This is a genomic window from Vibrio sp. HI00D65 (assembly GCF_001635455.1).
Lineage (GTDB): Bacteria > Pseudomonadota > Gammaproteobacteria > Enterobacterales > Vibrionaceae > Vibrio.
In genome coordinates, this window is record NZ_LWEH01000374.1 from 1 (window position 1) to 254 (window position 254).

Annotated in this window: 1 pseudogene; it reads left to right on the forward strand. The window is 47.2% G+C overall.

The features are described from left to right. Window positions 1-254, forward strand: a pseudogene (locus A3712_RS21365) (glutamate racemase); the annotation flags it as partial.

A 254-nucleotide genomic window follows, 5' to 3' on the forward strand; every position in this document is an offset into this window, starting at 1 on the left:
TAACACCGCCAGTACGATTGTTCTCCCTACACTCCGTGCTAATAATGTCATTCCAATCGTTGGGGTAGTCCCAGCGATCAAGCCTGCTTCCTTATTAGCGAATAAAGCTGTTGGCCTTATTGCGACTCCGGCAACCATCACCCGTGAATACACACATGAACTGATCAAGAACTTTTCTATTAATAAGAGGGTTGAACTTTTGGGCTCGACTCGGCTGGTGGATATGGCCGAAGATAAGCTCAGAGGAGAGGCAA